Annotated in this window: 23 protein-coding genes and 1 riboswitch; of the genes, 7 read left to right on the forward strand and 16 right to left on the reverse strand. The window is 60.4% G+C overall.

Going from position 1 to position 25,275, the window contains the following annotated elements; translation table 11 throughout:
* Nucleotides 1-271: 271 nt before the first annotated feature.
* A riboswitch (TPP riboswitch) is annotated at nt 272-376 on the reverse strand.
* A 269-nt stretch (nt 377-645) separates the two neighbouring features.
* The 4 genes from GE107_RS13015 to GE107_RS13030 all read right to left on the reverse strand — a co-directional run bounded on the left by GE107_RS13015 (nt 646) and on the right by GE107_RS13030 (nt 5,935).
* Nucleotides 646-1,266 carry a YcnI family protein gene (locus tag GE107_RS13015; RefSeq protein WP_370636404.1) on the reverse strand — a complete coding sequence of 207 codons (621 nt, stop codon included), beginning with the start codon at nt 1,264-1,266 and terminating at the stop codon, nt 646-648.
* Between the two features lie 1,097 nt (nt 1,267-2,363).
* The gene (locus GE107_RS13020; RefSeq protein ID WP_219640409.1) at nt 2,364-3,080 is read right to left on the reverse strand and encodes a response regulator; all 717 of its coding nucleotides are present in this window, start codon (nt 3,078-3,080) and stop codon (nt 2,364-2,366) included.
* 304 nt (nt 3,081-3,384) lie between these two features.
* Nucleotides 3,385-4,251, reverse strand: coding sequence for a sensor histidine kinase (locus GE107_RS13025; RefSeq protein ID WP_219640410.1), 867 nt, complete (start codon nt 4,249-4,251; stop codon nt 3,385-3,387).
* 22 nt (nt 4,252-4,273) lie between these two features.
* Nucleotides 4,274-5,935 carry a copper resistance CopC/CopD family protein gene (locus tag GE107_RS13030; RefSeq protein WP_219640411.1) on the reverse strand — a complete coding sequence of 554 codons (1,662 nt, stop codon included), beginning with the start codon at nt 5,933-5,935 and terminating at the stop codon, nt 4,274-4,276.
* A 157-nt stretch (nt 5,936-6,092) separates the two neighbouring features.
* Between GE107_RS13030 and GE107_RS13035 the strand changes: the two genes are divergently transcribed.
* Genes GE107_RS13035 through nrdF form a run of 4 tightly spaced genes read left to right on the forward strand, consistent with a single transcriptional unit; the run spans nt 6,093 to nt 9,689 of the window.
* Nucleotides 6,093-6,248, forward strand: coding sequence for a hypothetical protein (locus GE107_RS13035; protein WP_219640412.1), 156 nt, complete (start codon nt 6,093-6,095; stop codon nt 6,246-6,248).
* A complete protein-coding gene (gene nrdI / locus GE107_RS13040) occupies nt 6,245-6,634 on the forward strand; it encodes a class Ib ribonucleoside-diphosphate reductase assembly flavoprotein NrdI (protein ID WP_370636405.1) in 390 nt (129 codons plus the stop codon). Before GE107_RS13035 ends, nrdI begins: the two co-directional genes overlap by 4 nt.
* Complete coding sequence (nrdE, locus tag GE107_RS13045; RefSeq protein WP_219640413.1) at nt 6,597-8,696, forward strand: class 1b ribonucleoside-diphosphate reductase subunit alpha; 2,100 nt, start codon at nt 6,597-6,599, stop codon at nt 8,694-8,696. The genes nrdI and nrdE overlap by 38 nt, the downstream gene beginning before the upstream one ends.
* A gap of 18 nt (nt 8,697-8,714) precedes the next feature.
* Nucleotides 8,715-9,689 (forward strand): class 1b ribonucleoside-diphosphate reductase subunit beta, encoded by a 975-nt coding sequence (gene nrdF / locus GE107_RS13050; protein WP_219640414.1) that lies wholly within the window; start codon nt 8,715-8,717, stop codon nt 9,687-9,689.
* Nucleotides 9,690-9,885: 196 nt separating this feature from the next.
* On the opposite strand, the gene GE107_RS13055 is transcribed toward nrdF, so the two are convergent.
* The 5 genes from GE107_RS13055 to pxpB form a co-directional block, all read right to left on the reverse strand.
* Nucleotides 9,886-10,356: a DinB family protein gene (locus tag GE107_RS13055; protein ID WP_219640415.1), complete on the reverse strand. Its 471-nt coding sequence runs from the start codon at nt 10,354-10,356 to the stop codon at nt 9,886-9,888.
* A gap of 516 nt (nt 10,357-10,872) precedes the next feature.
* Nucleotides 10,873-11,280, reverse strand: a complete 408-nt coding sequence (locus GE107_RS13060; RefSeq protein ID WP_255570445.1) for a gamma-glutamylcyclotransferase family protein — start codon at nt 11,278-11,280, stop codon at nt 10,873-10,875.
* Nucleotides 11,277-13,367 carry a putative bifunctional diguanylate cyclase/phosphodiesterase gene (locus tag GE107_RS13065; protein ID WP_219640416.1) on the reverse strand — a complete coding sequence of 697 codons (2,091 nt, stop codon included), beginning with the start codon at nt 13,365-13,367 and terminating at the stop codon, nt 11,277-11,279. The genes GE107_RS13060 and GE107_RS13065 overlap by 4 nt, the downstream gene beginning before the upstream one ends.
* 122 nt (nt 13,368-13,489) lie before the next feature.
* Nucleotides 13,490-14,272, reverse strand: coding sequence for a LamB/YcsF family protein (locus GE107_RS13070; protein ID WP_219640417.1), 783 nt, complete (start codon nt 14,270-14,272; stop codon nt 13,490-13,492).
* On the reverse strand, nt 14,273-16,090 hold the full coding sequence (gene pxpB / locus GE107_RS13075; protein WP_219640418.1) for a 5-oxoprolinase subunit PxpB: 1,818 nt from the start codon (nt 16,088-16,090) through the stop codon (nt 14,273-14,275).
* A gap of 99 nt (nt 16,091-16,189) precedes the next feature.
* Between pxpB and GE107_RS13080 the strand changes: the two genes are divergently transcribed.
* Nucleotides 16,190-16,498, forward strand: coding sequence for a hypothetical protein (locus tag GE107_RS13080; RefSeq protein WP_219640419.1), 309 nt, complete (start codon nt 16,190-16,192; stop codon nt 16,496-16,498).
* 6 nt (nt 16,499-16,504) lie between these two features.
* On the opposite strand, the gene GE107_RS13085 is transcribed toward GE107_RS13080, so the two are convergent.
* Nucleotides 16,505-17,083 carry a TetR/AcrR family transcriptional regulator gene (locus GE107_RS13085; protein ID WP_219640420.1) on the reverse strand — a complete coding sequence of 193 codons (579 nt, stop codon included), beginning with the start codon at nt 17,081-17,083 and terminating at the stop codon, nt 16,505-16,507.
* Between the two features lie 298 nt (nt 17,084-17,381).
* Between GE107_RS13085 and GE107_RS13090 the strand changes: the two genes are divergently transcribed.
* Nucleotides 17,382-20,285, forward strand: coding sequence for an MMPL family transporter (locus GE107_RS13090; RefSeq protein ID WP_219640421.1), 2,904 nt, complete (start codon nt 17,382-17,384; stop codon nt 20,283-20,285).
* An 85-nt stretch (nt 20,286-20,370) separates the two neighbouring features.
* Here GE107_RS13090 and GE107_RS13095 read toward each other — a convergent pair whose 3' ends face one another.
* The 6 genes from GE107_RS13095 to GE107_RS13120 form a co-directional block, all read right to left on the reverse strand.
* Nucleotides 20,371-20,967 (reverse strand): hypothetical protein, encoded by a 597-nt coding sequence (locus GE107_RS13095; protein ID WP_219640422.1) that lies wholly within the window; start codon nt 20,965-20,967, stop codon nt 20,371-20,373.
* Between the two features lie 25 nt (nt 20,968-20,992).
* Entirely contained in the window at nt 20,993-21,961 is a 969-nt protein-coding gene (locus GE107_RS13100) for an aldolase catalytic domain-containing protein (protein ID WP_255570446.1), read from the reverse strand.
* Between the two features lie 105 nt (nt 21,962-22,066).
* On the reverse strand, nt 22,067-22,384 hold the full coding sequence (locus GE107_RS13105) for a HesB/YadR/YfhF family protein (protein WP_255570447.1): 318 nt from the start codon (nt 22,382-22,384) through the stop codon (nt 22,067-22,069).
* 158 nt (nt 22,385-22,542) lie between these two features.
* On the reverse strand, nt 22,543-23,199 hold the full coding sequence (bshB2, locus tag GE107_RS13110; protein WP_219640423.1) for a bacillithiol biosynthesis deacetylase BshB2: 657 nt from the start codon (nt 23,197-23,199) through the stop codon (nt 22,543-22,545).
* An 18-nt stretch (nt 23,200-23,217) separates the two neighbouring features.
* Nucleotides 23,218-23,562 (reverse strand): YojF family protein, encoded by a 345-nt coding sequence (locus tag GE107_RS13115; RefSeq protein WP_219640424.1) that lies wholly within the window; start codon nt 23,560-23,562, stop codon nt 23,218-23,220.
* Nucleotides 23,563-23,701: 139 nt separating this feature from the next.
* A complete protein-coding gene (locus GE107_RS13120; RefSeq protein ID WP_219640425.1) occupies nt 23,702-23,998 on the reverse strand; it encodes a hypothetical protein in 297 nt (98 codons plus the stop codon).
* A 165-nt stretch (nt 23,999-24,163) separates the two neighbouring features.
* On the opposite strand from GE107_RS13120, the gene GE107_RS13125 reads away from it, so the two are divergent.
* On the forward strand, nt 24,164-25,267 hold the full coding sequence (locus GE107_RS13125; RefSeq protein ID WP_370636406.1) for a UDP-N-acetylmuramoyl-tripeptide--D-alanyl-D-alanine ligase: 1,104 nt from the start codon (nt 24,164-24,166) through the stop codon (nt 25,265-25,267).
* Nucleotides 25,268-25,275 lie beyond the last annotated feature (8 nt).

The raw sequence follows: 25,275 nt of genomic DNA on the forward strand, positions 1-25,275 counted from the left end.
CCCCTAGGAGGCCTCGATTGGAAAATGGTAAAGTGCGAGCGTGGGGATACCTGGATCGCCGGAAGCCGCTGCGATAATGGCCTTTTTTTCTTCGGCCGCTTATCGTATAACGTTTTCCGGCGCCGCTCCTTGGAGCGGGATTTCCCCGCGACGGCACAACGGCCGACGACGAGAAAAGCCGCCCCGTACGGAGCGGCTTGAGGTGTCGAAGTCCCTGCGGGCGGAGAACGGACGATGCCTGGGGCATACGTGTTCCGACCGCAAACGGATGACGCGCGCAAACCCACTTCCCTACGCTGGCATAACCCAGATCAGGTTCAGAGGGACCAAGGCGACTGCCTTATCTCAGCCCTTGCGGGCGCCCCTAGTGGAATTCCTAGTGTGACTCTACACCTGTCGGGTATGTCTTGTCAACAACGGAAGTGCGAAGCCGCATTCATTCATTTCCGTAAAGCGTTTGAATCCTTTGAAATAACGGAAGTTGAAGGAGCAAGAATTCATTGGATCCCCCTGCAAATATACGGGATACGAGCGGAACGGATGCGGATGGAAGAGGCCGATGACGCAAACTCGTCCTCATGGGCATCAAGGGAAACGGAGAAAAAGAGGGGGCATCCCCTCTTTTTTTCGCGCGCTTGTTAACCGCTAGGCCCGCTTCCGCACGAGCGAAACGACCAATGACAGAACGCCGGCCGCGAGTCCCGCGATCGCGAGGGACAAGGTCAACGTGTCGTTGTCCCCGTTGTTCGCGCCATCCGCGGAAGCCGCGCTTCCCGAAGCGGCTCCGTGGCCGTCGTTCCCGCCAGCGGCGGCCGTGACCTTCGTCACGGAAGCGGGCGTGTCGGCGTCCGCCGGGCCGGTCCAGTCCACGACGCTGCCGTCCGCGTACGTTTGATGGGCTTTCCACACCAGTTCCTTGGCGTCTTCCGCCACTTTGCCCTGGAAATTGAATTGGCCGAACTCCGTGGGGCCGAACCCGGGACCTGTCGTCTTCCACGTCACGGCCGTGATTTTGCCGTCTGCGTTCTTCTCGAGCTCATACGTCCAATCCGGCTTCGGCTCGAACCGCGACACATTGACGCCGTCCGGCACCTCCACCTTCACTTGGGTCGTCGCGACTTCTTTCTCCGTCGGCACGCGCAGCGTAAACACCTGATAGGAGTTCGCGGGCACTTCCTTCGGCTGGACCGTCACGTGCGCGCTGGCGATTCCGCCGAACGCGAGGGAAAACAGGAGTACGAATACGGTGATGACACTTTTTTTCACTGGGCATCTCAAACCTTTCATCTCTCAAAATCTTACAGTCCCCAGTATAGCGGCACTCCCGCCCGAGCACATGACTCGAAAGAGTCAGTTCGACCGAAAAGTTTGTGAACGAAAGTACGTAGCGGTACTCCGTTTCACGACTACAGTTCACGTGCCTCTCCGCCGCTATTTCGCACACGCGCGCGCCGCCGTATCCGTCAGATTAGTGCCTCTCCGCCGCTATTTCGCACACAAGCCGCCGTATCCGTCAGATTAGTGCCTCTCCGCCGCTATTTCGCACACGAGCCGCCGTATCCGTCAAATTAGTGCCTCTCCGCCGCTATTTCGCACACGAGCCGCCGGTACCGTCAAATTAGTGCCTCTCCGCCGCTATTTCGCACACGAGCCGCCGTATCCGTCAGATTAGCGCCTCTCCTCCGCTATTTCGCACACGAGCCGCCGTATCCGTCAGATTCGTGCCTCTCCGCCGCTATTCCGCACACGCGCCGCCGTATCCGTCAGATTAGCGCCTCTCCTCCGCTATTTCGCACACGAGCCGCCGGATCCGTCAGATTCGTGCCTCTCCGCCGCTATTTCGCACACAAGCCGCCGTATCCGTCAGATTCGTGCCTCTCCGCCGCTATTCCGCACACGAGCCGCCGTATCCGTCAGATTCGTGCCTCTCCGCCGCTATTTCGCACACAAGCCGCCGTATCCGTCAGATTCGTGCCTCTCCGCCGCTATTTCGCACACGAGCCGCCGTCTCCGTCAAATTAGTGCCTCTCCGCCGCTATTTCGCACACGAGCCGCCGGAACCGTCAAATTAGTGCCTCTCCGCCACTATTTTGCACACGAGCCGCCGTATCCGTCAGATTCGTGCCTCTCCGCCGCTATTCCGCACACGAGCCGCCGTATCCGTCAGATTCGTGCCTCTCCGCCGCTATTCCGCACACGCGCCGCCGTATCCGTCAGATTAGCGCCTCTCCTCCGCTATTTCGCACACGCGCCGCCGTATGGGTCAGATTAGTGCCTCTCCGCCGGTTCCTTCCGCCGCCTTCACCGAATTCACCGCCTTCGGCACCTTCTAGCCCGCTCCTCCCACGCCTCTCTCGCGAAGCTTACCCCTCCGGGTCCACTAACCCTCGTTCGTACGCGTATCTCGTCAACTGCACCCGGTTGTCGAGATGGAGCTTCTGCAAAATGTTTTTGAGATGGTTTTTGACCGTGTGCTCCGATAGGCCGAGGGCATCGGCGATTTCTCGGTTTTTCCGACCGCTGGCAACCTCCAGCAGGATTTCGCGCTCGCGAGGAGTCAGCTCTTCCGCCGTCCGCACATTAGGCGCCTCACCGGACGGCGGGGCCATGGAAGCCTTCCGCGCGCCGAATTCCCGCAAAATCGACAAGGCGAGATCCGGGTTGAGCGGAGCCTCGTCGCAAGCGACCGCCCGCAAATAATCGCGCCACGCCGACGGATTCAAGTTTTTGAGCAAATAGCCTTGCGCGCCCTTCTTGAGCGCTTCGAACAAGTGGGCGGCATCGTCCGACACGGTGACCATGACGATTTTCGTCTGCGGGCGGGCGGTTTTAATCGCCTTCACGGCCTCGAAACCACCCATGCCCGGCATGTGGATGTCCATCAGGATCAGATCGGGAAGCAGCCGGCCTGCCAAATGCACGGCCTCTTCCCCGCTGGCGGCTTCGCCCGCGATCTCGAACGCGGGGTCGGCCGACACGATCTCCCGCATTCCTTCCCTCGCATGGCGGTGATCGTCTGCCAGCAACACCCGGATCGGCCCCGTCACGCCGGTCCCTCGGTCATCCCGTGCCTCCTTCATGTCATATCCCCCCGTTCTCCCTACTCCCGCGGACCTTCGTCATTCGTGTATCGCACGCCCTGTTCCCCGCTTTTCCCAAGCCACCGTGATCCCGGCTTTTCTCCAATCTCCTACTCCCCCGGACCTTCGTCATTCGTGTATCGCACGCCCTGTTCCCCGCTTTTCTCAAGCCTCCGTCATCCCGGCTTTTCTCCAATCTCCTACTCCCGCGGACCTTCGTCATTCGTGTATCGCACGCCCTGTTCCCCGCTTTTCCCAAGCCTCCGTCATCCCGTCTTTGTTTTCCTCCCTTTCCGAGCTACCGTCATCCCGGCTTTTCTCTTTCTCCCGGCTTCGCGATCTCCACGACGGTCCATCCCGCCTTGCGTTCGGCCGCGAATGTCCAGCCCATTCGCTTGGCCCGGTCCCGCACCATGCGCAATCCGAAGCGGCCATGCACGGACAGCGGGTCCCCCGCGAAGCCGACGCCGTCGTCTTCCACCGTGCAGCGGAACCCGCCCTCCCCCATGGTCTCTCCCCTCACGAACACGCGGGTCGCCCGGGCGTGCTTGCGGACGTTGATCAACGCTTCCCGCAGGCAGGCGTGCAGTTCGTTCTTCTCCTTGCCGGTCAATTCCTCGTCCCGAATCGACCAGTGAAACTCGGCCCGCGCCTCCGTCACGTTCGCCGTGTCCTGGAGCAGCTCCCGCAGGGGCACGACCCACGCTTCCTCCGCGGAAGTAGGCGGCATCCGCAAGTTCGCGATGGCTTGCCGCACATCCTCGTGCATGATTCGGACCGTCTCCTTCAGTTCACCGGACAACTCGAGCACCCGGCTCTCGCCCAAAGGAGCCGTCCGGTCGAGCTTGTCCAGCTTCACCGCGAGCAGAAACAGCGACTGCGCGATGCCGTCATGCAGCTCGCGGGCCAGCTTCTCCCGCTCCTCGAGCGCGCCGCTGAGCGTCCGTTCCCGCTGCAGAGCGGCCTGAAACTGCTCCAACCTGGCGAACAGCCCCCTCACGACCGTGAGCGTCACTCCAAGCACGATGAACGGCGCGAGGAGATTGCCCAGTTCCATGGACATGAAGGAAAGCAGAAACGTATGCCGGACGTACTCCCACAGCCCGATCGTCAGCGTCGGAATGAGCAGGATCAGCCATTTGAGCCTTCGGTCCTGGGCAAGCCGTTTCATGTCCATCCCCCATATCCGCCAATTAATAAATCCGGAACGTCGTCTCCCGTTCCAATTCGTTGCCCTTCGCGTCCGTTACGAAAATCTGCGCCTTCCACTCGGAAGCGAAAGGAAGAAACGGCCCTTGCACCCGGTACGCATATTTCGCAAAATCCGGATAGGCGTCGATCTCCTCGTCCTTGTAGGGCTCGACCGGCACCGCGATCGCCCCGACATCCGGGCGGTCGACCGGCAGAAGCTTCAGCTGCACTTGCTTCGGCGCGCCGTCTTTCTCCGGGAGCCATATTTTCAATATGAATTGATTGTCGCCAGGCGCATTCGGCGTGATGCGGAGCGTCACATGCATGTCGGTGCCCATTTGGTGAAAATGGAGCGGTTCGTTATTCGGCAGCGGGGTTTGGTAGGTCAAAATGCCGACGACAAACACGATGGCCGCGAGCAGCCCGACGTCCGTCTTCAGCATCGTCCCGTGCGGCAGATCCCCCCGCTTCAGCCGAAGCCGGATGAGCAGCGCCGTGACGGCGACCAGCACGGACAGCCCGATTTTGGCGATCAACCACTTCCCCCATAAGGTGTACCGCAAATATTCCAGCGAGGGCAGATACGACAGCGTCGCCAGCACCCCCGTGACCCACAGCGCAAGAAACGAGAGTAACGCCCATCGGGAAAACGCGAGCGCGAACCGCCCCGCCTCCGGCCTTTCTTTCTGCCAGACGGCCATAAGCAGCACGAGTCCGCCCCCCCATAGGGACGCCGCGCACAGATGAACGTAGTCCAGCCCGATCGTATACGCCTTCGGGCTGAAAGCGGCCGCGTGACCCGACCAAGCCTCGATCCCAAGGAACACGGCCGCCCAGAATACCCGGCCCGCAGCCCCGATCCCGGCCAGCAGCGGCGCCGCGAACGCGAGCAGCAGCTCGGCGGCGTACAGCCTTCCGACCGTCGTATCCTTCAGAATTCGCAGCCACTCGGAAAGCGGCTCGTCCTGGGCCAAATCCATCAGGCTCATCGCGACATAAGCCAGCGTAGCGATCAGCGTATACTTCCCGGCGAACCCGAGCAGCCGTTCCCTTGCCTCCCGTACGACGGGAGAAGCGTTGCGCATGAGGCTCCACAAGACAAGTCCCGCCGTACCCAGCAACCCCGCGTAATAGGCGATCCGCGTGGCATAAACAAGAAATTCGCGGTCCGTCGCGCTCGCCCCGCCGTGATGGTGGCCGACCTGGGCATGAGGATCGAGCTCGCCGGCATCCGGCAGCGAGGCCGGCTCTCCGACCGTGAATACGAACGCTCCCGACACGGGATGCCCGTCCGCGGAGATCACGCTGTAGGTAACGGTGTAATGGCCCTCCCCGAGCTTCGGAAGCGCGAGCCGCAATCCCTTGCCTTCGTCGAAGCGTTCCGGCTCCGCTTTCGTCACCGGCCGGGAAGATTCGTCCAGTACGGTCAGCTTGTAGCCGCCCGTGTCCAGCCTTTCGTTAAAAGTGACTTCGACGGACGGCGGGCTTGCGTCCATTCGGTCTCCGGCCGCCGGCAGCGTCCGGACCAGCTGCGCGTGGGCGCCGGCGGTCGGAAGCAATCCCGCGAGCCCCAGCCACAGCATCGCAGCGCACGCCGCGATCCACCTCGCGAAACGTGCCGAAGCCGGCGTTGAATAACCTCGAACAATCCCGTATTTTGACAAGAATGCTTCCTCCCTCTCCCTCTGGCTCGCGATTGCTCGCACTCCGGGACTCCGGCACCAAAGTTGGACCGCAATATTGACGAAAACTATATATTGTTATAAATTCACTTAGCGAGACCAATATCTTGTGTTATCTTTGGACGGAGGTTTGACGGACTTGACGTTTCCTTATGGCGATAAATCATCGGCAGCCCTCCGCCGGCCAAGCAATATCATCGTACCCGAACGGAATCGCCGCTTCAACCGGATCGGCGCGGCGAAATCGCCGGGACGTCCGGGATTCCCGAACCGCAGGAAGGAGAACACCGCGTGACCCCCTTGGTCGTCTACGATTCTTTGACCGGCAACGTTCAAAGATTCGTGCGCAAACTCGGATGCCGGAACGTCAAGCTCGACGAATCTCTCCGGGTGCACGAACCTTTCGTTCTCGTTACATATACGATCGGCAACGGCCAAGCCCCGCTGTCGACGCTTCGTTTCCTGCAGGAGAACAGCCGTTACCTGATCGCCGTCGCGTCCAGCGGCAACCGGAACTGGGGCAGCAACTACGCGCGAGCCGCGCACGTCATTTCAACCCGATTCAGCGTCCCCGTGCTCCACACCTTCGAACTGGCGGGCACCGAGGAAGACGTGGAACAATTCCTGAAGGAGGCGGACCGCTATGGCCCATCGCATTCCCAAATGGATCGAGCTCAATAACGAGATCATGATCCAGAAAAACGGCGTCTACCAATTCGAGAAAGACCGGGAAGCCGTCAAAAGCTATTTCATCGAGTACGTGAACCAGAATACCGTTTTTTTCCACGATCTCAAAGAGAAACTCGATTATTTGATCGAAAACGACTACTACGAGCGCGAATTTCTGGACAAGTACACGTTCGACCAGATCAAGGCCGTGTACGACGCCGCCTACGCGAAGAAATTCCGTTTTCCCTCGTTTATGAGCGCTTTTAAATTTTATAACGACTACGCCCTCAAAACGAACGACAACAAGAAAATCCTCGAGCGGTACGAAGACCGGTTGTCCGTCATGGCCCTGTATTTGGCGGACGGCGATTTCGAGAAGGCGATGAGGCTAGTCCGCCTGTTCATCAACCAGGAGTTCCAGCCCGCCACGCCGACGATGCTGAACGCGGGACGCAAGCGGAGAGGAGAGCTCGTCAGCTGTTTCCTGCTCGAAGTGAACGACTCGCTCAACGACATTTCCAAGGCGATCGACCTGTCGATGCAGCTGTCCAAAATCGGCGGAGGCGTCGCGCTCAACCTCTCCAAAATCCGTGCGAAAGGCGAAGCGATCAAGCAGATCGAGAACGCGACCAAAGGCGTCGTCGGCGTCATGAAGCTGCTCGACAACGCGTTCCGCTACGCGGACCAGATGGGTCAGCGCCAGGGCAGCGGCGCCGTGTATCTCAACGCGTTCCACGCGGACATCAACGATTTCCTGGAGACGAAGAAGATCAATGCGGACGAGGACGTTCGGGTCAAAACGCTGTCGATCGGCGTCGTCCTTCCGGACAAAGTGATCCAGCTGGCGCGCGAGGACAAGGACATGTACGTGTTCTACCCGTACACGGTGTTCAAGGAATACGGCGTGCACCTCGACGACATGAACATTTCCGAAATGTACGACGAGCTCGCGGACAATCCGAACGTGCGCAAGGAGCGGATCAATCCCCGCAAGCTGCTCGAGAAGCTGGCGATCCTTCGGTACGAATCGGGCTACCCGTACATCATGTTCCAGGACAACGTGAACAAGGTGCATGCGTTAAACGAGCTTTCCCCGGTCAAGTTCAGCAACCTGTGTTCCGAAATCCTGCAGGTGTCCCAGGTGTCCACTTACACGGACTATGGCGTCGAGGATGAAATCGGTCTCGACATCTCCTGCAATCTGGGCTCCCTGAACATCGCGAACGTCATGGACAACAAGTCCATCGAAGAGTCGGTCAAACTCGCCGTCGACGCGCTGACCGTCGTCAGCCGGAGCACGAACATCAAGAACGCGCCCGCGGTGAAACGCGCGAACGAGCTCATGCGCTCGATCGGTCTTGGAGCGATGAACCTGCACGGCTATCTTGCCCGCAACAAAATCCAGTACCAGAGCGAGGCGGGCCGGGATTTCGCGAACGTTTTCTTCATGATGGTCAACTACTACTCCATTCAACGATCCATGGAGATCGCGCGGGAGACGGGCAGCACGTTCCACGGCTTCGAGAAATCGACGTACGCGACGGGCGAATATTTCCGCAAATATCTCGAAACCGACTATGCCCCCGTTCATGCTCAAGTGGCCGCGTTGTTCGAAGGCATCCGGATTCCGACGCGGGAAGATTGGCGGATCCTGATGGAGCAGGTTCGGGAGCACGGACTTTACCACAGCTACCGTCTCGCGATCGCTCCGAACGGCTCGATTTCGTACGTACAGTCCGCGACGGCTTCCGTCATGCCGATCATGGAAAAAATCGAGGAGCGGACGTACGGCAATTCCAAAACGTACTATCCGATGCCCTACATGGCGGCCGAAAACTGGTTCTACTTCACCGACGCCTACGACATGGGCATGTACGCCGTCGTCGACATGATTTCGACGATCCAGCAGCACGTCGACCAAGGCATCAGCTTCACGCTGTTCCTGAAGGACACGATGTCCACCCGCGACTTGACGAAGATCGACCTGTATGCGCACCACAAAGGCATCAAAACGCTCTACTACGCCCGCACCAAGGATACCTCGCAGGACACTTGCCTGTCCTGTGTCGTCTAAGCAGGAGGAGAACCGAACATGAACGCCGTATTCGACGCCGCAGACTGGTCCCGCAAAGAGGACGATTTCACGCAGCTGTTCTACGACCAGAACCGCAGGCAGTTCTGGCTGCCCGACGAGATCAGCCTGAACGGCGACCTGCTGACTTGGAAAGCGCTGAGCGATCAGGAGAAAAACGTGTACAAAAAAGCGCTGGCCGGCCTGACCCTGCTCGACACGGAGCAAGGCAATACCGGAATGCCCCAGATCATGATGCGCGTCAAAGGGCACCAGCGCAAAGCGGTCCTGAACTTCATGGCGATGATGGAAAACTTCGTCCACGCCAAGAGCTATTCGAACATTTTCATGAGCCTCGCTTCGATCGAGGAAATCCGCGACCTGCACGAGTGGGTGAAGAACAACCGGTACCTGCAGAAGAAAGCGAAAATGATCACGAACGTCTACAACGAGATCCGTGACGACGATCCGATTTCCCTGTACAAGGGCATGGTCGCGTCCGTGCTCCTGGAGAGCTTCCTGTTCTACAGCGGATTCTATTACCCGCTGCTCTGCTATGGCCAGGGCCGCCTGATGCAAAGCGGCGAAATCATCAACCTGATCATTCGCGACGAAGCGATCCACGGCGTATACGTGGGCCTTCTCGCCCAGGAAATTTACAACCGCCAGGATGAAGCCAAGCGGGCGGAGCTTCAGGAGTGGGTCCTTCATCTGATGCTCGAGCTGTACGACATCGAGCTGAACTATACGGAAGACGTGTACGACCAAATCGGACTCGCCCACGACGTGAAGAAGTTCATCCGTTACAACGCGAACAAGGCCTTGCAGAATCTCGGTTTCGACAACCATTTTCCGCGGGAGGACATCAATCCCGTCGTGCTGAACGGCCTGAACACGAACACGAAGTCCCACGACTTCTTCTCGATGAAGGGCAACGGCTACAAAATGGCGCTCGTGGAGCCGATCCGCGACGAGGATTTCGTTTTCCCGGCGTAAATTTGGCCCCAAAAGTGAAGAAAAACTCCTTTGAAAAGAACCCAAAAAGGAATCGGTGAAGCATCGAAGGATCTCTTCACTTTTTGGGGATAAAGTCAGAGGGTCCCCCAAAAAGATTCGGACTACGCTTCGGAGACATACGTCACTTTTGGGAATCTCGTAAGGGGGACCCCCCGGAAATATAAAAATCGGCGGGTCAGTCCCACACCCGGGGACGGTCGATGCCGGCCGTCCTCAAATAATCGAGCAATTGTCCGGTATGTACGGCTTCGTGATAGGCGACGCGCAGCAGCATGTCCTGCAGGGTGCGGACGTACCCGGCATCGCTGCGGTCGATCCGGATTGCCGCCAACTCTTCGTCCGTGTAGGAGCGGATCGCGTCGAGAAACGCTCGGCGATACGGTTGGGCAACTGCCAGCTCGTCCTCCACGGAAATGAACTCGCGGTTCTCATAGGGAGACTCGTAGGAAGGCAGGCTGCCCCGGTTCTCGATCGCCAAATGGTAGTATCGTTCGGCGTCCAGCACGTGGCGGATCATTTCGTTGATGCCGATCGCCTTGTCGTCAGGCTTCCACCCCAACATGGAGGCGGGAATGCCCTTCCACACTTTGATGCTGCGTCGACGGACTTCTTCGAGATTGAAGATCAACAATTCGGCTTTGCTCATCGGTTTCACTCCTGTATCGGAAGACTTCGAGATTTACCGATTCTATCATAGAGGAAGCGGAATGTAAGCGCCGCAGGCGGCTCCCGACGATCACGTCGGCCCGGCCGGCGCGGCTTCATAGGAATCCGGCCAGATTCCGGCGAGGAGATAGAAGCCATGATGAAACAGACTCCGGGGATTGTCCCTGCAGTCTGTTTTTTTCTGTCTGGCGGGCTTATCGCAGCCGGGAGCGGAGGATGGGTGAAGTTAAGCTTGTCTGGCGAGCTTATCGCAGCCGGAGTGCAGTGGATGGGTGAAGTTAAGCCTGTCTGGCGAGCTTATCGCAGCCGGGGGGCGGTGGATGGGTGAAGTTAAGCTTGTCTGGCGAGCTTATCGCAGCCGGGGGGCGGAGGATGGGTGAAGTTAAGCCTGTCTGGCGAGCTTATCGCAGCCGGGGCGGCGGGTGACAGAGTTTAAGCCGGCGAGACCGGCTTATCATCGCCGGGGCGCGGCGACATCGCAGCCGCCCCCTCCGCCTTATCGCTTGTCCGCCCAGACGTCGGGCCACCAGTCGCCTTGCGCCTCCGGCAGCCCGCGCGGTTCCGTCCATACGTACACCCAGCCGGAGACCGCCGGATGGTCCGCGTCCCGGATCCATACCCGCTCGTAGTCGTTTTCCTCTTCGATCCCGAGGAATTCCTCCAGGGCATCAAGCGCAGGAAGTCCCTCTCTCGCGACCTCCATCCACATCCCCCGGACCAGGCGGTTCCCGTCCAGCAAGAGCGCCGGATACGGTCCGCAATCGATCAACCGCCCCCGGACGCGGCCCGGTTCGGACGCGCGCACGTAGGGCTCGATCACGCCGTGGTTGCTCATGCCGGGCAGCAAAGAGCCGTATACGAAAACACGCACGGTACCCGAATGTATACGCATTTCCGCGCTCATACGGCCTCTTCTGCCGCGAACAATTTTTCGAGCGCTTCCGGCCCTACCGGTTTCGAGAAATAGTAGCCTTGCGCCTCCTGGCATTTGTGCTCTCTCAGGAAGGCGACCTGCCCCTCGCTCTCGACCCCTTCGGCCGTCACCTTCAGGTTCAGGTTGCGCGCCATGGCGGAAATGCCGGAGACGATGGCGGCGTCATTGCGGTCGGTCAGCACGTCGCTGACGAAGGACCGGTCGATCTTCAGCTTGTCGATCGGGAATCTCTTCAAATAATGGAGCGAGCTGTAGCCGGTGCCGAAATCGTCGATGCTGATGCGGACGCCGATGTCTTTGAGCTTCTCCAGCATCTCGGTGGCGTAGTTCACGTCGGCCATGATGCTTTCGGTGATTTCCAGCTCCAGCCACTTCGCCGCGAGCCCGGTCTCTTCGAGCACGCTGCGGATCCGTTCGCTCAGGTCGTGCTGGCGGAATTGGCGGATCGACAGATTGACGGACATGACGATCGGGGGAAACCCCCGGTCCTGCCACTGCTTCATCTGGCGGCAAGCGTTCCGGAGCGCCCATTCTCCCAGCGGCAGAATGAAGCCGTTCTCTTCGCAGAGCGGGATGAACTCGGACGGAGGAATTTCGCCTTTTTGCGGGTGGTTCCACCGGAGCAGCGCCTCGGTACCGACGAGTTTGCCGGTCTCCAGCTCCACCTGCGGCTGATAGGCCAACCGGAACTGGCCGAGCTCGAGGGCGATCCGCAAGTCGTTCTCCAGCAGGAGACGCTCCTTCGCTTTGCGGTTCATGCTGGGCGCGTACCGCTTCCAGCCGCCCCGGGTTTCCTTGGCGCTGTACATCGCCGTATCCGCGTTCTTCTGCAGCAAGTCCAAATTGTGGCCGTCGTCCGGATAGAGGGCGATTCCCACGCTGACGCTCAAATGGAAGGCTGATGGACCGACCCGGAAGGGTTCGTGGAACACCTCGACCAGCCTCTGCGCCGCGGTTTCCGCTTGCTCCCCTGCCGTATCGGGCAACAGCACGGTAAATTCGTCCCCGCCCATCCGGAAAACGTTCTCCGGTTTGCCCGGGAATCGGGCCAGCCGCTCGGAAACGGCCAACAGAAGCTGATCCCCGAACGCGTGTCCCAGGGAATCGTTAATCGTTTTGAACCGATCCAGATCGAGCCAGAGCAGCGCGAAAACTCCCCGGTCCCGCGAGACGCGGGACATTACGGCTTGGAGCTTCTCCGCGAACATCCTCCGGTTCGGCAAACCCGTCAGCTCGTCGTGGTAGGCCAAGTAGTTGATGCGGGCCTCGATTTTTTTATGATGTTTCAGGGGCTCTTCGATCGAGACGTAGTAAATGCCTTTCAACAAACAGTAATAGCCGGCCAGCTCGAACCCTTCCGCAAACAGCCCGTTCTGCGGTCCCAAACCGTATGCGCCCTCGAGCCGCGAGAAAAACAGCCAGATCAAGCCTTGGACGACCGTCAGCATCGCCTGCGGCTTCTCCCTGCGGTTGCGGTAGAGAATCATGACCGAGGACGAAGCGTACAGGATCAGGACCCCCGCTTCCTGATAAGGACGAACGGCTTCCAGAATCCCGTAATTCCAATGATCGACATGGAACACGCCCCAAGTAAGCCCCGCGAGAAGAGCGGCGACGGAAACGACCGCGGCAACGCGGGAGCGCGGCGGCACGCCAACATTGCGCATGGCAAACAGCGCCAGCACGCCCAAGGCAGCCAAGCTTTGCGAAATCCAGCCGAGCACCGTGTTCGGCGCGAGGCCGATTTTCGGGTCATGGAAAGGCATCCCCGGCAGACTCATGCCGTGCAGCAGCTCGATGACGCCGATCGCGGAGAACAGAGCCGCCGTCGTGAGGCGCAGCCGGCAAAGCGTCGGCACGAAAATCATCCAGCCCAGCGTCAGGATGGCGAAGCAGACGGCGAAAGATAGCGCGTCGAGCAGCAAATAAGCATTGACGTATCCGAGCGGAGCGATGATCTTGCCAAGCTGCCCGTACACGGTCTGCAGGAAGGCGAAAGCCGCGGCTGCGGCGAGTACCGTCCATACCGTTCTCATTTCGGCGCGGTTAATCGACATGTAAGGGCCTCCAACCCAACGAGCGGGACACCAGCGAAAATGTATGTATATGCATACTTATGCATTTCTACGCGAATCCCGTTTTTCCTCCACGGAGGAAAATACGAGCCGAAACAAGCGGATCACATGCCGGTTCGGTTCGGGGGACGGATGGCGATTCCGGCCGCCCGCAAGCCTTCGGCGAGTCTCGCCGCGCGAACGGCGGCCTCGGGGGTATCTCCGTGGATGCATATCGTATGTACGGTCAGTTCCGCTCTGCTGCCGCCGATCGTGGGCACGCTTCCGCCCCGCACCAGCGCCAGCGCCTGCGAGAGCGCCTGCTCCGGGTCTTCGATCAACGCCCCCGGAGCCCCGCGGGGAGCCAAGCACCCGTCCGGCGCATAGGCCCTGTCCGCGAACCCTTCCGCCGCGAATCCCAAGCCGTGCCGCTCGGCCGCTTCCTGAAGCCGGCTGTTCGGCGGCCCGAACAACAGCAACTCCCCGCCTAAAGAGCGGATCGCCCGGACGACGGCCTCCGCCAGCTCGGCGTCTCCCGAGGACATGTGGTACAAGGCCCCGTGAGGCTTCACGTGCCGCACGGCGCCTCCCGCGGCGACCGCGAAAGCTTGCAGAGCGCCGACTTGATACAGGATCCAGTCCGCTGCATCTTCCGCCGTCGCCCTCATTTCCCTGCGGCCGAATCCAAGGCGGTCCGGCAGTCCGGGATGGGCGCCGATGGCCACTCCCCGTTCCAGGCACATCTCCACCGTACGGCGCATGATATGCGGATCTCCGGCATGGAAGCCGCACGCGATGTTCGCCGAGGACACCGTGCGAAGAAGCGCTTCGTCCTCCCCGAATGCGTACGGCCCGAATCCTTCGCCCACATCCGCGTTCAAATCGATCTCGATTTCCCGGTTTGCCATCTATGACTCCGCTCCTCTATTCCGAACGCCTGCCTTCAGCAGGCGAAGCTTGCGCTCCACGGTCTCCCAAGCGCTCCACGCTTCTTCCAAGTCCGCTAGCCGAAACGCGACCTCATCGCCGGGCCGGCATTGCGCCAGCAGCGGCAGGTCGGCTCCGATGACGTGAGCGATGACGGGGTAGCCGCCGGTCGGTTGGCAACCGGCCGCCAGGATGATCGGCTGCCCGCCCGGCGGCACTTGCACGGTGCCCGGCGCCACGCCGCGGGAAGACAGCTCTTCGCTGCGCTCCCGGACGATCGGCTGTCCGGATAGGCGAAGCCCCATGCGGTCGGAGGAAGCCTCCACCCGAAACCCCGACTCCAGCAGCCGCCGCCGGCCTTCTTCTCCGAAATCGTCCCATTCCGCCCCCGGGAGGACGCGGATCGCGATCCGGCCTCCGGCGGCTGGAGGCCGGACGGCCTTCAGCCCCGCGCACCACCGAACCGAAGCCCAAGTTCGGCCTTCGCGGTCCGCAGCCGTTCGGAGCGCGGCCGCGAGGCGCTCGCCGGTCGGGGATAACGTTCCCCTCGGGACAACGTCTCCCGCGGCCAATGCGCGTCCGCCGATTCCGCCCAGCCCGGCGCGCGCATCCGTGCTTCTGCTGCCCAGCACGGGCGGGACGGCAAACCCGCCGGCGACCGCCAAGCAGACGCGGCAGCCCCGCGCGGCCCTGCCGAAGACCAGCTCCGCTCCGGCCCGCAGCCAGACCGGCCGATCCATCGGCAGGGGATCCCCGTCGATCCGCGCTTCCATATGGGCGCCGCATGCCGCGATCAGAACGTCCCGTTTCATCCGAAACGAAGCCCCGAGGAGCGTCATCTCCAACACCGCCGCATCCTCCGGGTTGCCGACGAGCAAGTTCGCGGTCCGCATGGAAACGGAATCCATCGCGCCGCCGACGGATACGCCGTAGGCAAGCCACCCGGTTCTCCCCAGGTCTTGAACCGTCGTAAGCAGGCCGGGTTTCATCACTTCGAAAACGACCTCCGCTTCGTCAAACCCATTCGTCCCGCCGGGAGCACCAGCCCCGCTTCCTATGGCCGCGCCACCGTCCATCCCGCCGCACTCTTCGTCCAAGCCTTCCGAGGCTTCCGTCGGCACGAAAACGACGCGGTCCCCCGGTGCGAGCAGAAACGGTCTTGCCGCCTCCGGCCGGAACAGCCGCACGGGCGTCCTGCCGATCAGCTGCCAGCCGCCCGGCGATTCCACCGGGTACACGCCCGTCTGGCCGCCCGCGATGCCCACCGACCCGGCCGGAACCTTCAAACGCGGCGATTCCTTCCTCGGTTGGGCGAGCGACTCCGGCAACCCGGACAAATAAGGAAAACCGGGTGCGAATCCGATCATCGCCACCTCGTACGGGGCCGAAGCGTGAGCCTCCACGAAACGCTCGGCCGTCATGCCGCTGCGTGCGGCGCAAGCGGCCAAATCCGGTCCGTCCGCTCCTCCATAGATGACCGGCAGCCGAACGACGCGCGCGGGTTCGCGCGGGGCGCCGCCTCCGACTTCCGAGAGCGCCCGGTAGAGACGTTCCGCGAGGCGCTCGATTTGCTCCGGCAAGCTGTATCCGGCCTTCCGCGCGGCAACCGCGAGCGCGGGCAGATCGAGATGGACCGCGAGCGTCCGGTAAGCCGGGACCCAATCCCTGACCCCCGTCCATTCCCGTTCCCGAGCTTCCTCGGCCCAAGACGCGAGATCCGCCGGGCGGATCCGATGATTGCCCGCCCATGCAAACAGCAAAGCCGCGTCCCCGAGCAGATATACCGCCAGCTTCCCCATCGCCGTCCCTCCTCGCTCCTTCCGGCATTGCGCGGCGCTTTGTTTAACCTATACAATGATACTATCTTCGATTTTCGGAAAACGGAAGAGGGGTCCATCGTGGAACATTACGAACTGGCGGCTCTGACCGTCACGGAAGGATCGTCAAACCGCCCGATTTCGTTTGCCCGGGCCAAATTGACGGTCGTCTCCGAATACGGCACGCGGCTTTGGTACATCGACGTGGACGGAATCTCGGACGCCGCTTTGCTGCGGCGATTCGCCGAGACCGATGAGATTGGGGTGAACGTCTTCGCGACGACCATCGGGGGCAGGCAATTGTCGGGGCAAGGATATTTCCACCCGAACCCGGCAGCCCGTTCCGCCGCGATCCGCGGCACCGGGGAATTGACCGGCTACGGGTCGTAACGCCGCTTACGGGGCCATTCCCCGGATGAACACCTCGAACGTCAGCGCCATCTGGTCGGCCAGCTCCGGCTCCCCCTGCTCGATCGCCCAGCTCATCAACACGCCGAAATACGTTTGAACCGCGAGCTGCGAGATCGTCTTCGCCGGGATGTCGGATCGGATCTCGCCTTTTTGTTGGGCGATCTCCAGGGTCGGCGTAAGGGCCGCGATAAATTCCTCGCAGCATTCGCAATGGAAATCCCTTAATTTCTCGCTTCCATATACGCTTTGAAGCACGGCACGGGTTACCGGCCGGTTCATCGGATAATTCCGGGCGAATTCATGCAGCATCACTTGGAGCCGGGGAATGACCGGTCCCGGTTTGCCGGCGATCGATTCGATTTCTTTCATGATCATCTTGCTCTGCAAATCCAACATGAGATCTTCTTTCGAATTGTAGTAATTAAAGAAGGTCCCTTTGGCCACTTCCGCACGGTCGGCGATTTGCTGAACGGTCGTCGCTTCGTACCCCTGGAGCTCGAATAGCTCGACAGCCGATTCGGCGATCCTCTGCCGCGTCTGCGCTTTTTTTTCTTCCCGTTTCATGGGCAGCCCCCCTCCTCCCCTATTGTAGCACACCGCATTCATCCCGCAAGACAACATGACCGATAGTTCAATTTTATACGTGAAAATATCCGCATTCCGGCAAATCCTTCCGTGTTCATGATTGTTTAACGTTGTCATTACGGGATTTTAACCGAAAAATATATTTATGACCGCCAGTCTAATTTTCTATTGATTTTCGATTTTCGATCGGTTATAACTGAACACATAGAGAACCGGCGGCACCCGCCCCTCTCGGGAGAAGAACCGCCGCCGGCGGATAAGGAGGAGAACCCGTCGAATGGACAAATGGATCAGGTGGACGTCCCGGCTGCGCTGGGCGTTCCTCGCGCTGTGGATCGGGCTGGCGGCCGTCTCGGTCGCGGCGCTTCCGGATCTCCAGGAAATCGTCAAGAAGACCGAGCAGAAGTTTCTGCCTTCGGATGCGGAATCGCTGCAGGCGGTCAAAATGCTCGACCGGATCAATCCCGATTCGAAATCCGCTTCCAATGCGGTCATCGTGCTTAGCCGGGACGGAGGCCTGCGGGACTCCGACAAGAGCTGGATGAACGAGCTGCTGGGCAAGCTGGAACGGGAGAAAACGCAGCTCGGCATAACGGGCATCCTGTCTTCGGAAACGCAGCCCGAGCTCAAGGAGCGTTTCCTGAGCAAGGACGGGACGACAATGCTCGCGATCGTTAATCTGCCTTACGTGGACTTCGAAGACGCAACGCTGACCACGCTGAGCAAGCTGAAAACGATGCTGAAGGAGGCGCCTGAAGGCGCAAGGGCCGAACTCACCGGCGGGGCTCCGATTTCCCAAGAATTCCAGCAGTCGTCGCAAGACGGATTGAAAAAAACGGAGCTGCTGACGGTCGGCCTCGTGCTCGTCATTCTGCTGATCGTATTCCGTTCGCCGATCGCGCCGCTGATTCCCCTGTTCACGATCGGGATCAGCCTCGTCATCTCCCGCGGCCTCATCGCCGCCGCGACGGACCTCGGTCTCCCCGTATCCAATTTCACGGAATCGTTCCTGATCGCCGTCCTCTTCGGGGCGGGCACGGATTACTGCATCCTCCTGATCCAACGCTTCCGGGAAGAGCTCGCGAAGGACGGCGACCGCGTCCGGGCCATGCAGCGCACGATGAAGGGCGTCGGCAAGACGATCGCCTTCTCCGCCAGCACCGTCTTCGCGGCCTTCTTCCTGATCGGGTTCGCCCGGTTCGGGCTGTACCAATCGGCGGCGGGCGTCGCCATCGGCGTCGTCGTGACGCTGATCGCCGGCATGACGCTGGCACCGGCGCTGCTGCTTCTGCTGGGCCGGGGCGCGTACTGGCCCATGAAAGTCGGCAGCGGGCACGGGCACGGCGAATCCCGCTTGTGGGGCGCGGCGGCCAGGCTGAGCGCCAAGCGCTCCGGCGCGGTCCTCCTGGTCGTCGCGATCGCGCTCGCCCCGCTTACGCTGCTGTTCAAAGGGCAACGCTCGTTCGACGACATCGCCGAGATCGATCCGAATCTCGGGTCCGTCGTCGGTTTCCGCCAGATCGAGAAGTCGTTCGGCGCCGGAGAAGTGTTCCCCGTCTCGATCGCGATCTCGTCATCCGCTTCCATGCGCACGCCGTCGGCGCTCGCCGCACTGGAGCAAGCCAGCGTGGACGTCATGAAGGTTCCCGGCGTTCAGGAGGTGCGCAGCGCGGTTCGCCCGCTCGGCCGGCAATTGACGGAGCTCACCGTTCCCGACCAGCTTGGCAAAACGAGCGACGCCATCGGCCAGTTGAAGGACGGCGTAGTCCAAGTCGGAGCCGGGCTGGAGGATGCCGGCAAGCAGCTCGGCAGCGGACGGTCCGATATGGATAAGCTTACCGGAGGGCTGCGCGACATGGCGGCCAAAACCGAAGAAGCCCGCAAGGGCGCGGGACAGCTTCGCGGCGGCCTGGAGCGGAGCGCAGCCGGAGCATCCCGCATTGCGGATGGTCTGAAGGAATCCAGCGGCGCGGCTTCCTCCATGAAGAGCGACATCGACAAGCTGCTGAAGGCCCATCCGGAACTGGCGAACGACCCGAACATGCTGGCCATCGCAGCCAAGCAGCAGGCATTGGCGAACGGACTGAAATCGCTGGCTTCCGGCGCGGCTCCGCTCAGCCAAGGACTGGCCGGCATGATTCCGGCCCTTCGCCAGCTCGGGGACGGTCTCGGTCAACTGGCGAACGGACAATTGCAAGCCGCCCAAGGCGTCTCTTCCCTTCAGGCAGGTTTGGGCAAACTGAGCGACGGGCTGAAGCAAGGGGCGGACGGTCTGCGCCAAGTGGGCGACGGACTGGGCAAGGTCCAGACCGCCCAGGAAGGCATCGCAGCGGACGGCAAAACCCAGATCGGCGGATGGGTGCTTCCCGCCGAAGCTTTGAACTCGGACAGCTTCAAGCAAGCGCTCGATTACTACGTTTCCGAAGACGGGAAGGTGACCCGGTTCGACGTCATCCTGAAGGACAATCCGTATTCCGGAGAAGCGATGGACAACGTGGACGAAATTACGTCCGCGCTTCGCACGAGCTTGGGCGCCTCCGTCATCGCGGACCCGCAAGTCTATGCCTCCGGCACGTCGGCGCGCTACAACGAGCTTCGCGACATTTCGTTCAACGATTTCGTCCGCACCGGGCTGCTCGTGCTGGCGGGCATCGCGGTCGTCCTCATGCTGCTGCTTCGTTCCGTTCTGGCGCCGCTGTACGTCCTTCTGTCGCTCGGATTCAACTATTTGGTCACGATGGGCATCGTGGAATTCCTATTCGTGAAACTGCTGGGATACCCCGGCTTGTCCTGGACCGTTTCGTTCTTCATATTCCTGATCCTCGTCGCGCTCGGCGTCGATTACAGCATCTTCCTGATGGCACGCTTCAAGGAAGAGCACCGTACCGGCGGCGTCGTCGCGGCCATGTCCAAAGCGATGACCACGACAGGCGGGGTCATCGTCTCCGCGGCCGTCATCATGGGCGGAACCTTCGGCGCGCTCGGTTTCTCCGGGGTCGTCACGCTCGTCCAAATCGGCGTCGGCACGTTGGTCGGCCTGCTGCTTTATGCCGTCATCTTCATGGCGCTCGTCGTTCCGTCTTTCTCCTTCCTGCTCGGGGAGGCGAACTGGTGGCCGTTCCGCCGCCGGGACAACGAGGAGAATCCGAGCGCCTCCGCCACGGCAACGGAAACCCTCTGACACTTTATCCGCTCTCCCTCTTTGAACGCCAAAAGCCGCCGATTCCGCATATTACGCGGAACGGCGGCTTTCATATTGCGGGCGATCATGACAGCCTTGCCTCAAGAAACCTAAGAAACGCGGCCAGCTCCAGATGCTGAAGATGTTCCAGAACGTCCCGGGCATCGTCGCAACCGATTTTGCCTTCCACCATCGCCACGGCGTCCGTGAACAAGTACGGGTTCCAGACGCCTTGGGCCGACAGCGTCCGGATCGCGTGCCCCGCGGGTCCAGACGGCAGCCCTCCGCCCTTCTCCGCCTCGCTCAGCCATTCGGAAGCACGGGCTTGCAATCCGTGCCAAGCGGGATGGTCTCCCGTCCTGCGGAACCAGTACTTGGCGTTGCCGTAATCGCCTTCCCGGCGGTGAAGAATGCCGTGCAAAGCGGACCCGGTAGGCGTATCCAGCTCTTGAACCAGCTCATGGGCCGGTTCGAGGCTGTCGTTCCACAGATACAGCGCCGCCTTCCAAGCCTGTGCCGAGCGCAGGCCGTCCGTACCGTCCCCGGCGATCTCCTCCAGGGAAAGGGCGGCGATCTCGGCGTCAAGACCCGGATGCCAGACACGATCCGGCTTCAGGGGCGGCCAACTTCTGCGGGCTTGGAGCTTCGCGACGATCTCCTTGTACGGAGCGGCAAGCGGCAAGCAGGTTTCCTCCAAACGAACGCGTTTATTTATGGAACGTTTCGGGTGTCGTCATTTTGTCGTAAAACTCGGTGAACCGGTCGCGCTTCTCGGAAGCGCGCCATCCCATCGCGGAACGGGGGTGCTCGTCGAGCATGCCCGTGACCATGTCGGGGATCAGATAACCCCACTCTTCCTTCTCGCGGAGCTTGAGCATATGTTTCTCGATCATGCCGAGCACGGGACGGACATTGTATTCCGGCTTGTTCAGCTTGGCGAGCAGAAGCTCGGTCGGCGTGTTGCCCGCGGCGCGTCCCATGCCGTACACGGACGCGTCGAGCAGCTCGACGCCCATTTGGGCGGCCGTAAGCGTATTGGCGAACGCCAGCTGCAGGTTGTTGTGCGTATGAACGCCGAGCTTCTTGCCGGCTTTCAGGGTGCGGCGGAATTTCTCGATCAGGTAGCGGAAATCGTCGGGGTCCAAGCTGCCGTAGGAATCCACGACGTACACGTAATCCACCGGGCTGTCGTTGATCAGCGCCAAGGCTTCGTTCAGCTCGTTATCCATGACGTTCGACAGCGCCATGATGTTGATCGTCGTTTCGTAGCCGCGTTCATGGAACAGCTTTACCAATTCCACGGCTTTCTCCGTATCGCGGGCGTAGCAGGCGACGCGGATGAGATCGAGCATCGATTCGCTGCGCGGAAGCACGTCGGCTTCATCCACGCGGCCGATGTCGACCAGGGCGGACAGCTTCGTCCTCTTCTTCTCCGGGATGACCTTGCGCAGGAAATCGTCGTTCAGAAAACGCCAGGGCCCTTCGCTTCCGTCGCTTTTGAGCAGCTTAGGGGAGTTTTTATAGCCGATTTCCATATATTCGACGCCAGCATCGTTTAGAGACTCGTAGAGATCCTGAACGAACTCGGTGCTGAAATCCCAGTTGTTCACGAGTCCGCCGTCGCGGATCGTGCAGTCGACGATCTGGCAGTGCATGCCGTGTTTGTACGGGGTCATAGTCGCATTTGGCTCCTTCGTTCCGCGAAACATACGCCGGATTGATATTTCCCTAGTTTACAACAATCCGGCTGGATTTGCCACCCAACATTCGCCCGTGTCTCTTCAACGGGGTCCGACGCGGAACACGATGTTCTCGCCCTCGCAATCGATTTGCAGGCTGCCTCCGTCCAGAAACCATAGATCCTTGCTTTCCATGAAAAAAGTGAGGGGACCGGCCGCCGTAACCAAGCCGGCTTCCTGAGGAGTATCCCTGGTGATGCCGAGCGCGAATGGCTCCTCGGCTCCGCTTACGTACCGGACGAATACCCGGACCTGCTCCCCATCGCCAAACGCCCACTCATCGCGGAAACATGCCAGCGCGGCCGGCGTCACCGTCAGCTCCATGCCCGTCACCCCATTCCGAAATATATTCGCGTCCATTCTAAGTGATCCGTACGTCCCCCCGCAAGCATTACTCCGCTCTTTCCGTCAACGTCTCTCCGTCACGGTTAGAATTACGTAACGGCGCCCGCTTCTTCCAGATACGCTCGATCTCCTCCGGCGACATGCGACATGATCGCGTTAATTCGGAATCCGGCCTAATCGAACCGATACGTATAGAAGCTCTCGGTGCCGAAACGCTCCTCGAGCTCCCGTTTGGACAGCTTGCCTCCGGCAATCGTCTCGGCGATCTGAAACTGCGAGCGGTGCGCCTGGATCGAAGCCATCTTCTGCTTCAGGAATGCGCGTACGTCCACCGTGACGTCGGGTTTCCCGAGCGCCTCTTCCCGGTTTTTGGAGAACGCGACGCACCGGACGGTCGGCCGAAGCGAAGACGGCATCCGGACCACGGTTCGGATGACGGCAGCGCCGCAGGCGTCATGATCCGGATGCACGGCATGTCCGGGATAGAAAGTGAAGATCAGTTCGGGCTGCGTTTCTTCAATGAGCGCACGGATGGTGCCGTCCAAGAACTCCTTGTCCTCGAACTCGATCGTTTTGTCGTGGAAGCCGAGCATGCGAACGTCTTGGATGCCGATGGCGCGGCAAGATTCCTCCAGTTCAAGCGCACGGATGGCGGGCAGCGTTACCCGGTTGGCGAACGGAGGTACGCCCATGTTGCGCCCCATCTCCCCCAGCGTCAGGCAGCCGTAGGTGACGAAAGCCCCTTCGTTTATGTATTTGGCGAGCGTGCCGGACACTCCGAACGCTTCGTCGTCCGGATGCGGCAAAATTACGAGAATGCGGTTCGTCATGGCTGTCTCTCCCCTTCCTCAGAACGGTGTCTGGCTCAGCTGCAATGCGACGACGAGTTTTCCCTGCGAATCGTGTCCCGCAAGGATCAACCGCTCCCGGTCCGTCTCGTCCCAATGGGTCAGCCCTTCCGAGTACACCCAGCCGTTCCCGGTCTTCAAACCGACCCGGTACGGTCCGTTCCCCTCGATCGAACCGTTCGTGTAGCGGATCCTGGCATTGGTGATGAAGGTGGCGGCCGGATGCTTGGAACTGTCGTAATGGGCGGCGTACGCGCCCGTCGTCATCTCCAGATGGAGATAAACCTCTTGATCCGACAGTTGATTGAGCATGAGCTGCACCTCTACCGGGTTGATTAGATTCATTCGCGATTCCTCCATCGTTGAGCTGACGTCCTTCCTCCATCATAACAAAAACTGCGCAAAAAAAAGAGCAGTTCCGCCGTCCGGTTGTTTGACGAGGTTCATCAACCCGATTTAGGCGGCACCGCCCCGAGGGCCGGCCTTACAAGATCGCCACGAGTCTCTCGCTCCCCGTGCCTTCAGCCGATTTCAGGATCACCTGCTCGATCTGCTTCACCTGCTTCTTCGTGAGCGGTTCCCTTGACTGCAGCTGCGTGGCGAGCGTCACGATACGGCCGTCGCGGCGTCTCTCCACGAACAGCATGCGGGGGCGGTCGCGGCGTAGCTTGTTCGCGTCGTTCCTCAGCTTGTTCAGCGAGATGATTTTCTTCCGCGATCCTTCGTCGATGACGAGATACACGCCCTGAACGGAATCATCCGGATTCAATTTGGTAATCAACTGGCTGATCGCAAATCCCTCCTGTCTGCATCGTCCTACCGGTACAGAGTATGGCGAGGGACTCCCGTTGGTTTGGGTCATCCGACATATCGACACTTGTCTATACCATTCGATTCCCTCCGCATACGATACATTGTTCTCATCTGTCCGGGAGGAGGTTTTGTCGTGCCGAATGCGCGCGTTACCCCAGGCTTCATCATTGCGGTCACCGGGAGCGCCGGAAAAACGACGACGAAAGAAATGATCGCGTCGATCCTGCAAAAGCGCTGGAATACTTACAAAACCATGGGCAATCGCAACCTGCCTTCCAGCATTGCCAAGCAGCGGAAGCAAATCCTTCCTTCCCACCGCGCGGCCGTGTTGGAGTACGGCATGGCGCAAGCCGGCCACATCGCCAAGAGCTGCCAGACCATCCAGCCGGATCTCGGCGTCATCACGAGCATCGGCACCGCCCATATCGGCAATGTCGGAGGGACGGTCCAAGGGGTTGCCCAAGCGAAATCCGAGTTGATTCGCGGCATGCATCCGAATGGAGCCTTGTTCATCAATGCGGATAACCCCAATATGAAACTGCTGGACACGAAAAATTTCAAGGGACGGATTTACCGGGTCGGCACGAAAGCCAATCCGAACTACAAAGCCTTCGAGATCAGCGAGCGCCCGGACGGGGTCGTTTTCCACGTCAACTTGTGGGGCAAGAAGCAGCGGTTCTTCATTCCCGTGCCCGGCAGGCACAACGTGAATAACGCCTTGCTCGCCGTGGCGGTAGCCGACCGCTTGGGATTCACGGCCGAAGAAATCGCCGCCGGGCTGCGGACCTATTACCGGCCCAAGAGCAGATTAAACGTGCTCTCCCTCAAGAAAAAAGGCGCCATCGTGCTCGACGACAGCTTCAGCGCCAATCCCGATGCCGTCAAAGCCGCGATCGACGTGCTCATGGGACTCGGTAAAGGACGCAAAATCGCGGTGCTGGGGAGCATGCTGGAAATGGGGGTGTACTCCAAAAAGGCGCATCAGGACGTCGGCAAATATTTGGCGGGGAAACCGGTGAAATTTTTGTATACGTTCGGGGACGAGGCGAAGGAATACGGCAAGGGAGCCATCGCCGCGGGGTTCCCGGCTGCCCGCGTGTTCCATTTCAAGACCCGGAACCGCCTCCATGCCGTATTGAAATCGCGGATCGTGCCGGGGACCTCCGTCCTCGTCAAAGGCTCGCACAAAATGAAGATGAGGGATACGGTCAAATTTCTGGTCTCGAAACTGAAGTAAGGGCGCAC

The sequence above is a fragment of the Cohnella sp. CFH 77786 genome, assembly GCF_019400745.1.
GTDB lineage: Bacteria > Bacillota > Bacilli > Paenibacillales > Paenibacillaceae > Cohnella.